This window comes from Pseudoalteromonas distincta (genome assembly GCF_000814675.1).
Taxonomy (GTDB): Bacteria; Pseudomonadota; Gammaproteobacteria; order Enterobacterales; family Alteromonadaceae; genus Pseudoalteromonas; species Pseudoalteromonas distincta.
On the sequence record NZ_JWIG01000021.1, the window covers coordinates 270,915 to 280,432 of the forward strand.

The 9,518-nt window shown below is 37.9% G+C and carries 7 protein-coding genes and 2 rRNA genes; 1 reads left to right on the forward strand and 8 read right to left on the reverse strand.

Annotated elements, in window-relative coordinates; all coding sequences use genetic code 11:
- Positions 1 to 22 precede the first annotated feature (22 nt).
- From QT16_RS13625 to QT16_RS13640, 4 genes are all read right to left on the reverse strand, one after another.
- Positions 23 to 436: a YjfI family protein gene (locus QT16_RS13625; RefSeq protein ID WP_004335098.1), complete on the reverse strand. Its 414-nt coding sequence runs from the start codon at positions 434 to 436 to the stop codon at positions 23 to 25.
- A 79-nt stretch (positions 437 to 515) separates the two neighbouring features.
- The gene (locus QT16_RS13630; protein WP_039488727.1) at positions 516 to 2,237 is read right to left on the reverse strand and encodes a polyamine aminopropyltransferase; all 1,722 of its coding nucleotides are present in this window, start codon (positions 2,235 to 2,237) and stop codon (positions 516 to 518) included.
- A 3-nt stretch (positions 2,238 to 2,240) separates the two neighbouring features.
- The gene (locus QT16_RS13635; RefSeq protein WP_024597420.1) at positions 2,241 to 3,140 is read right to left on the reverse strand and encodes a DUF350 domain-containing protein; all 900 of its coding nucleotides are present in this window, start codon (positions 3,138 to 3,140) and stop codon (positions 2,241 to 2,243) included.
- 26 nt (positions 3,141 to 3,166) lie between these two features.
- Positions 3,167 to 4,099, reverse strand: coding sequence for a hypothetical protein (locus tag QT16_RS13640; RefSeq protein WP_033020991.1), 933 nt, complete (start codon positions 4,097 to 4,099; stop codon positions 3,167 to 3,169).
- A gap of 259 nt (positions 4,100 to 4,358) precedes the next feature.
- Here QT16_RS13640 and QT16_RS13645 point away from each other — a divergent pair, with 259 nt between their 5' ends.
- Positions 4,359 to 6,452: a putative bifunctional diguanylate cyclase/phosphodiesterase gene (locus QT16_RS13645; RefSeq protein WP_039488728.1), complete on the forward strand. Its 2,094-nt coding sequence runs from the start codon at positions 4,359 to 4,361 to the stop codon at positions 6,450 to 6,452.
- 40 nt (positions 6,453 to 6,492) lie between these two features.
- On the opposite strand, the gene QT16_RS13650 is transcribed toward QT16_RS13645, so the two are convergent.
- From QT16_RS13650 to QT16_RS13665, 4 genes are all read right to left on the reverse strand, one after another.
- Positions 6,493 to 6,954 carry a hypothetical protein gene (locus QT16_RS13650; RefSeq protein ID WP_052201243.1) on the reverse strand — a complete coding sequence of 154 codons (462 nt, stop codon included), beginning with the start codon at positions 6,952 to 6,954 and terminating at the stop codon, positions 6,493 to 6,495.
- Positions 6,954 to 8,147: an outer membrane beta-barrel protein gene (locus tag QT16_RS13655; protein ID WP_039488729.1), complete on the reverse strand. Its 1,194-nt coding sequence runs from the start codon at positions 8,145 to 8,147 to the stop codon at positions 6,954 to 6,956. Before QT16_RS13655 ends, QT16_RS13650 begins: the two co-directional genes overlap by 1 nt.
- A gap of 791 nt (positions 8,148 to 8,938) precedes the next feature.
- Positions 8,939 to 9,053 (reverse strand): 5S ribosomal RNA (gene rrf / locus QT16_RS13660).
- A gap of 145 nt (positions 9,054 to 9,198) precedes the next feature.
- A 23S ribosomal RNA gene (locus tag QT16_RS13665) occupies positions 9,199 to 9,518 on the reverse strand; the annotation flags it as partial.

The following is a 9,518-nucleotide window of genomic DNA, read 5'->3' on the forward strand; positions in this document are numbered from 1 at the left end:
TCTTAACTCCACTAACTGGCTATTAATCGTTTAAATACAAGGTCACGGCTTCTAGTGCATCGATAGCGTTATCGGCTAATGTCACTAGTTCGTGGGTAACGTCATCTAATGATGAATTTACCGACAGTGCACCAAAAATCGCGTATTTGTTATCGATTTTAGCAAATGCACTCAGTGGAATTGGCACGTTTAAACGTAGTAATGTTTCGTTTAACTCGTTGCGTAATTCACTCTTAACTTCATCTTCGTCAAACAAGTAGCTAATACATAACAACTGCTCTTGCGTTTGTGTAACAAAAATTGGAAGTTCATCATTTCCATCAACAATGACTTGTAAAACATCTTGCTCGCCTGGGTTGGCAATCAAGAAAGACTCAAAGTTAGCGCCTTCAGTTTCAAAAGAAGCTAATTTTATTGAAAGTTCATTTAATTCCATGTCTCTGCCTTTTGTCGTTTGACATATTATGTCTGAGTTAAGATTCTCATGGCCGACATATTATGTCAACCATGTTTTATTAGTTTTTATACAATTCGCTTTCTATTTGCCATGCAGTTCGGTAGTAATCATACAACTGACCAGATCCTAACCTATTGACCTCAATACTTTTAACTTGTTCAAAGTAGTGGTTAGGAAATACAAAACTTGCCAATAAATATTCTTTACTGATCCACCTTGATGGCACAGGCATAGCCGTCGCATCATTAATACGGCCACTGGCCGACTGACCCATTTTAGTGGCTATAGTCCAGCCCCACTGCCCAAACGAAGGTATGTTTTGCTGATACTGCTCAACATACTCAAACCCTGCGGCTTTAACTGTTTTAGCAATGCTTAAAAACGCTTTTTTAGCGTGGTAAGGTGAAGTTGATTGAACCGCCATTGCGCCATCGGGTGCTAATAACTGACGTACATGATTATAAAAGTAGTCACTGTACATTTTATTTAGATCAGGGTGATTTGGGTCCGGTAAATCAATTAAGATAGTGTCGAACTGCTTAGATTGATCAAGCAGCTTTTCAACTTCTAAAAATGCATCACCCACAATTATGTTGGCTCGCGAGTCTTGCATCGATTTATTGTTTAGCTGTAGTAATCGCTTATTGATGTGCTCTGGCGGGGTAAAGTCACCGTCTTTATGACCAAATAAATTGAGAAGCTGCGCGTCTAAATCTATTAGCGTTACTTCACTCACAGGCCATTTTAAAACATCCCTAAGTGCAAGCCCGTCACCACCACCAATTATTAATACACGGTCGTGTCTGTTAGAGGCAAGCATTGCAGGATAAACCAACATTGAATGATATATTTGTTCATCAATACTTGAGAACTGCAAACGCCCATTTAAATACAAATCGGTGATTGGCTGAGGTTGGTTTTTGCTTAATCTTTCGGTTAAAACTACGTGCTGGTATTTGGTTGCTTGCGAATAAATTACTTTATCTTTGTATAAAACATTACTTAGATTGTTCATCCAGCTACTGCCAAATACTAAAATAAAGCCAAACAATGCCAGCAGTGCTATATGGCAAACTAAAAGTGCCTTAGCAAAGCGCACATGGGCATGGTAACGCCATAAAAAAGCGAGTCCTGCGATGATATTAAATAACGCCGTCCACGCCGCAGCTTGCATTATAGGCATTGAGAGCATGATACTTACCCAAATGGCGGCACCAATACCAGCACCAATATAATCGGCACCATAAATAGTCCCTGCGTTGTTTTCTAAAAAACGACCATAAACATGCTGACGAATACGCGCTATAAGCGGTATTTCCATCCCAATAAATAAGCCCAGTATTAAACCAAAAACATAAGGTAGAAAACGTGACCACTCTTGTAGCTTTTGAAATACGTAACCATTAAGTACAACATCTGGGGGTAAATTAAAAATGCTCGAAAATAAATGAGGAAGAGAATAACTTACAGCTATTACACCCGCTATCGCTAAAATGCAGCCCATGCCAACCAAAGCAATAATGCTTTCTAGCCAAGCAAAAGCGGTAAATGCATCTTTAAACCAACGCGCTAAAAAAGCGCCCAAGCCCATTGCTACAATCATAGTACCGATCATGGCGTAAATAGCGCTTTCTACTGAGCCAAGTACACGGCCCGCATAATGAGACAGTAAGTATTCATAAATAAGGCCGCACCCAGCAAGCACGGCCATAACAGTAATTAGTAATATATCGTGCCCAAGTAAGCGAGACTTACTTGGGGGAGTGTTGGTTGATGACACTGATTATGCGCCTAGTAAGGTTGCCATAGTGATACCTACAGCAAATGATACTGCTGCAGAAATAGCTGCTACACCTACATTTTTTTGACGATTAACTTCATCGGAAATATCGCAACCAGATAAAATTATTTTAATTGTCACTAAGTGCAAAATAATAAATGCGACAAGGCTCACAACAGCGCTAATAGCCCAGTATAGTAAACTCGCATTAATGTTATCAGCAGCGTATGGCGCAACACCCGTTGCAGCTGTAATAGCTAATGCACTACCTATTAAAAATCCAGCGTAACGAATACCCACAGCTAAGTTACCATCAACAATTGCTTGTTGTAGGCAGTCGCCACTTTTGTTTGTACGCTTAAATAACTGAACTCGGTATTGGCTCACAAGTAGTAATACAACACTACCTATAATAAAGGCAGCAATTACAATTGGAAGACCATGCCAGCCATCAGTAGCCACCCATAAAAGTGCTGAGCGAATAACTATTGCAACACTGACAACATGACCAAAATCAATAATTGAAGCTGTAACGTTACCTTTAACTATTTCGTCGTGCAGGCTTACTTTACGAAGCGCTACTTTATCTTGAAAAAAGTGACCTAACTTAATAAGTACAATTGCTAATGCGCCGTAAGCTAACATTTGCAGTGCTTCTTGCTGCAGTGTTGCAGCAAAAGCACCACTACTTACACCTGTTAATACAATCGCCAGTGCCACTAAACCAGCGGCAAAGCTAATACCAAAAGCAAAGTTATCACGCTCTGTTATTTCATCATTTGCGTGTAAGTTTGAAACCCAGCCTTTTATATATTTAAGGCTTACAAATAATAAAACAATAATTGCAAAATCAATCGCCAATGCTTGTAGCGACCACATAGTTATTCCATTAAATTCATACATATTATTCTAACTCCAACTTTATTCTTTTACTTACCACGGCTCACGCCACGAGAGGTTCTGCTACCGCTATCACGCACCGATCCTGAGCTATTGCTATAACTGCTCGAACGAGAATAACTACTGCGGCTTTTTGGTGGCGTATAACTACTACGGCTTAAACCGGATGCACCTGTTTTTTTACTCGCATAAGGGCTTGTAAATTGCTTACCTTGGCGTTGGTATGTTTGGCGCGTGCGTGTTTCTAGCGCGCTTTGGGTTTTAATTTGTTTAGGGCTTGAATAACGCGAACGGCCATAGTCATTGTAATAACTATACTTTCGGCGCTTGCTCCAACTACCATATTCAACACGGTCAAATACATCGCCTAAAATACGGTACATGCCGTACCATTGCCAAAAGCTAATACCATTACTATTTGTTTGCCAGTTACCATAGTTAGGGTTACCTACCATTTGGTTACCAACACCCTCACCTTCAGCTTGCTTACTAATTGCGCCTACACGCGCTAAAGTGCCTTTGGACATATCAGCTAGCATATTAATAGGATCGGTTAACGCATCAGAAAATAGCGTAGGTTTAGACGCATCACGCAACAAATCAATGCTATGCAACGTATCTTCATAAGGAGGAATTAAGTAAGTTCCTTTAATATCTTTAAGTCGCTGTGTTAAACCACTATAAAGTGCGCCTCGGCGTGTTGCATCAAGGGTAATTACATCAACAACTTTTGTAAGCTCTGGTTGTTGTTTTTTAAGGAGCTCGCCATATTCTTTAAGTAATACAGCATTGCGCACATTCCCATTATCAAGCGCAGTACCAAGCTGTGACAGCTCTGTATCTGCTTTTTTAATAGACTCTTGAATTGTTTGTTGCAGCTGCTCTTCTTTAGATTGACAACCCATAAGCACTGCGAACAAACAAAACAGGCTTATAAGTTTCCAAGCTTTAATATTCGACATTCATGTCACCTGATTTACTAAATTAACTTAGGTAGTTTTACACAGGTCACTTATTAAACCAAGAATGAAATTGCAACAAAGTAAGTCAGTACAAAATTAAATAAACAGCTATATTTAGTATATGAATTTAAAAGCATTCTCAATGTTAGGCTTTTAGTGCTACAAAGGGCGTAATAAGTAACTTTTTTGTAATTATGGATTGCCTGATTACACAATAATAACTAAAACATAATTAAATGATGGTTAAGGGTTAGATTTGATGCTTCATAGTATTCGATATAAATTTATTATAATAACAACGGTTTTAATTATATTTAGCGCAAATTTAGTTTTTTTCCTCGCAATTAATGAACACGAAGATTTATATCGCCAATCTGTTAAGCAAAACTTAGATGCAATGTCTTCAAATATTTCAGATAGCTTATTACGTGTTATGTCTGAGCAAGTTGATTTGTTCTCTATAACCACCGAATTGCTCGGTTTTGATCGGTACGAACACATTAAGTTTGTTAATGTATTTGACGCTGACTGGCAATTAATCCAATCGTATGTCCACCCCAACTATTTAGAGCTTGAGAGCTTTAAGCCTGAACTTATAAGTATTCAACCAAAAGATTTACCTTATGCGGTTACAATAACCAATGAAGGGCTAGTGGCCTTAAAGGCAATTGGGGAGGAGCAGTTTCCTATTGGATATTTGCTCATTGTGCAAGACTTTAAAAAGCCATTGAATGAAAGTAAAATTAGCCTTTTTTATAGTGCAGCTCCATTTGTTGTTTTAATTATTGCACTCACCATTATTATTTCATTTTGGATATATCAGCGTTTATTAAGCCCACTTTTAGCGCTCTCGAAGTTCACACAGAAAGTTGAAAAATCAACAAATTATAAGCTTCAATACCAAGTCACTGGCCATGATGAAGTATCTCAACTTGGTAACGACATTAATGCATTACTACAAACAATTGACTCCCAAGTTCAAACCAATCATAAACACACCGCACAACTTTTAGTACAAACGCATTCAATGGAGCGCCTCGCCAACTACGATATATTAACAGGTTTACCTAATCGCATGTTTTTTATGGACCTACTCAAACTCGAACTAGCTAGTAGTAAAAGTAACGACCGAGACGTTGCGATTATGTTCTTTGATGTTGATAGTTTTAAAGGCGTTAACGACACCCTAGGCCATGAAACCGGAGATATGCTTTTACAAGCTGTGGCTAAAAAAGTGAAAAGTTATCTGCGTAGTAACGACATAATTGCACGCTTAGGCGGTGATGAGTTTTTAATTATGCTACCTAATATCACTGAGCAATCTATTGTTATAGATATTGCCGAAAGTATCATTGAGGGTATGAAAGAGCCATTCACTATAAATGAGTGGGACGTACCAGCGGGTATTAGTATTGGTATTGCGAGTGCCAAAGAAGCTGAATTTGATATAAATACATTTATCAGTAATGCCGATATTGCAATGTACACATCAAAAGAAAAAGGCAAAGGCGCATATACAATATTCCACCATAAAATGCTTGAAGATAACAAACGAAAAGCGCAAGTCGCTAACTTAATATCTCACGCAATAGCGCAAAATGAATTTGAGTTATTTTATCAGCTTAAAATGTCGAATACAGGCGAAGCTCAAGGCTTAGAAGCCTTAATAAGATGGCAAAGCAAAGAGCTAGGCTTTGTTTCTCCTGGTGAGTTTATACCTATAGCGGAACAAGCTGGTAAAATAAAAGCTATTACTCAATGGGTGATCACACAAGTATTTAAAGATATGCAAATGCTGAAACAACTTATGGGGAATAATGTACTCGTCTCCATGAATCTTTCAAGCCATGACTTAAAAGATCATAACTTCATTCATACTGTAAAAAGTAAACTACTTGAACATAGCGTCGATATTTCAAATATTCAGTTTGAAATAACAGAATCAAGCTATTTAGAAAATTTTGAAAACGCCAATCAATTTTTTAATCAAGTTAAAGTTATGGGAGGCTCAATTGCATTAGATGACTTTGGCACAGGTTACTCTTCATTGAGTTACCTTACTAAAATTGAAATTGATACATTAAAAATAGATCGAATGTTTGTAAATCAATATGCAAGCTCAGCAAAAGACACTGCAGTATTACAAGCAATACTCGATTTAGGCCAACGCCTTGGTTTAAAAATATGTAGCGAAGGAATTGAAACAACCGATCAAGCTAACTACCTAGTATCAAATGGTAGTGATGAAATGCAGGGCTATTACTTTGCAAAACCAGTGTGCATTGCCCAACTACCACACGCAATTGAACAAGCGAAAATATTATTTAAAGAACTAACAATAACTTCAAAATAACTCAGTGCAATTGATGTTTTTCTAACTAAACGGCTTACTTTTAATTTAGTGAAATTATGGTGAGCTCTTTAGGTATAGTGATCCCTGCAGGAAGGTAAGCTACTGAGTCTTCGACGGTTAGTAAGTACTCTATAACCTCTTCTGTAGACTCAAATTCAACAGGGGGCTTGCTGCGCCCCGTGAATCGCATTTGGGCCCAATAAGCTTGTATTCTAGATTCAGTAAGACCTACCATTCTAGTATTAAAGTTTATTCTAAGCGGATTGCCGACAAATAGGTTAACAGCTTTAAATTGTCTGCTCATAGCTCCACCCATATAAATATGGCGAATTTGTTGCTTACTAAAAGATAAGTTTTGATCTGTGGTATTTACTACAATAATGACGTTCGAGGGGTTTGTATTTTCTGCATAAACTGAAATGCTAAAACCAAATAGGCTACTAGCGACTACAAAGAGCATCATTATTTTTTTAATGTTATTAATAGGTTTAAAAAATATCATTAAAACACCCAATCCAAACCAATAAGATAAAGATTAGTTTTTTTATCAAAATCAGAGTCATCAGGAGTAACGAAAAACGAGTCTTTTACATCGTCGCCTTCTAGGGTTGAAAACTCAGCTTTTAAGGCAAGGTTTGGCAACACATCCCAGCGTACACCAACCGTCCAACTCTTAATTGAATCAGGCGTAGATTCATCAAAGATACGATTGTACCCATATGCAAGTTGATCTAAGTCGCTATTAATACCTAACGGAATTTCATTTTCAGCAGAACGAGTTTCTACGTCGCTATCTGCAAATGTTAAGTGGTAAGTAAAAGGAGCATGATTAACACCGGCAGTTAAATAATAGCTTTGAATTATAGGCACTATCCCTAAATCAGTTTTAATGCGGACCCATTCACCTCTAAAAAAATAATCTAAATTGTCGTAAATTACGCCAAATTGGTCTGCATGTGCTCTACCTTTTGTTTTTACCGAGCTGGCGCTTTTTGTAAAATTAAGGCTATTAAGCACATTTTCTAGCTGTCTTATCTCATCAATATCAAGCTTGATATTCCCATTATAACGGGACACTCTAAATTCTAAGTTTTCAATATTAATCTTACCAATGAATCCTAAAAGGTTATCAACTTCAAAGCCCGTTCTTAAGGCGCCAATCCCTATATCACCCGACTCTTCACCATAGTAACCTTCAAAGCTCAAATCAAAGTTTTCTGCACCAAATTTATAAACAGCATCTATGCCATTAAATGTTTTAAATAAATAAGTATCGTAGACTTGTTGAGGTGGATTGATCCATGGGTACGCAAAACCAACATCCGAAAAGTCACTCATAGTAAAAAAAGGTGTGCGTAATTTTCCGAGTTTTATCTGAATATTATCATTTGGCCTATATGTTAAATATAACCACTCTAACCCTGAGTTATCAGAAGCTGTTGTGTTATTGCTTCTTAGCAAAACTTGGGCTGTTGCAGACCACTTATCATCAAATTGATACTCGCCTTGGAATCCAATTAAACTAGATGGAGAAAATTTAATACTGTCTTCATATCCCTTAAATTCGACACTTTTTTCGTCTAAGTAACCACCAATAACTCGAGCATAACCAGAAAATTCTAACTCATCAGAAAAAGCTGAAAAATGAGTAAGCATAGTGGTAAAAAGTAAGCACCAAGATATTTTATATCGCATCAGAGAAAATTAAATCCTTTGTTGAATTATGCAAAGTACAATGAAGATTAATTATGCTAACAAGGAAATAATTCACCAGTTCGGATAATCAATTATTTAATTATTTTAAGTAGCGCTCTTTACCGCGACCTAGGATTAATGATTATAGTCAATGAATTACATGTTGGCACAATATATGTGTTCTATAAGAGTATTAAGTACCTAGTTAACACTGTTTTCACCTCAATCCCATTCAGTATTATTGAGATAGAGCTTAAATATATTTATATAGATACTTATCAACTAAGTAGGGGATCAAACTGATTCTTAATTTATCTCGTCCACCGAGATTGAGTGCTTAATATAAGTGTTTGGTAGGGTGTAAATTAGCTAAATTATAATGCGATATGTGAGTAACTCACCACATTTTACTTTTCTGAAGACGTAAAAAAGCCCGACTATTTCTAGTCGGGCTCTCTACAATTTGAAGCCTGGTAGTGTCGTAGTGCCCACAGCGGTGGAGAGCCACAGTGAAATGCTACACTCTCTTTGTGTCGCGATATGAGTGTATGTTAATTGCGCACATTTTACTTTTCTTCAGACGTAAAAAAGCCCGACTATTTCTAGTCGGGCTTTCTACAATTTGAAGCCTGGTAATGTCCTACTTTCACATAGCAAATGCTACACTATCATCGGCCGGGGCTCGCCTTCGAGCTGTTTTGTTTCACTACTGAGTTCGGCATGGGCTATTTACTAAATCCCAGACAGCAAAAAACCCGTCACATTGCTGTAACGGGTTTCTCTTATTTGAAGCCTGGTAATGTCCTACTTTCACATAGCAAATGCTACACTATCATCGGCGCTGTTTCGTTTCACTACTGAGTTCGGCATGGAGTCAGGTGGGTCCAAAACGCTATTGTCACCAAGCAAATTTGGGCGTTAATCCGTATTTCTACGCACTAACTGAATTTGGAAAATATCTGATAATATTTTTTAAGTCTTTCTAAGTAATGTCTACTTTAGTTATATTAACTTCTGTCTAAACTGTCGCATAAAACGCGTTTGGCGTTGTATGGTTAAGCCTCACGGGTAATTAGTACAAGTTAGCTTAATGGCTCACACCACTTCCACATCTTGCCTATCAACGTTGTAGTCTTCAACGGCCCTTCAGAGACTTTAAAAGTCTAGTGAGAACTCATCTCGAGGCCTGCTTCGCGCTTAGATGCTTTCAGCGCTTATCAGTTCCGAACGTAGCTACCGGGCAATGCCATTGGCATGACAACCCGAACACCAGCGGTTCGTTCACTCCGGTCCTCTCGTACTAGGAGCAACCCCTCTCAATTCTCAAACGCCCACGGCAGATAGGGACCGAACTGTCTCACGACGTTCTAA

Excerpts from the sequence above, each read along its gene's own strand:
- QT16_RS13645 (WP_039488728.1), top strand. The coding sequence starts at position 4,359 with ATGCTTCATAGTATTCGATATAAATTTATTATAATAACAACGGTTTTA.
- QT16_RS13625 (WP_004335098.1), bottom strand. The coding sequence starts at position 436 with ATGGAATTAAATGAACTTTCAATAAAATTAGCTTCTTTTGAAACTGAA.
- QT16_RS13655 (WP_039488729.1), bottom strand. The coding sequence starts at position 8,147 with ATGCGATATAAAATATCTTGGTGCTTACTTTTTACCACTATGCTTACT.
- QT16_RS13640 (WP_033020991.1), bottom strand. The coding sequence starts at position 4,099 with ATGTCGAATATTAAAGCTTGGAAACTTATAAGCCTGTTTTGTTTGTTC.
- QT16_RS13650 (WP_052201243.1), bottom strand. The coding sequence starts at position 6,954 with ATGATATTTTTTAAACCTATTAATAACATTAAAAAAATAATGATGCTC.
- QT16_RS13635 (WP_024597420.1), bottom strand. The coding sequence starts at position 3,140 with ATGTATGAATTTAATGGAATAACTATGTGGTCGCTACAAGCATTGGCG.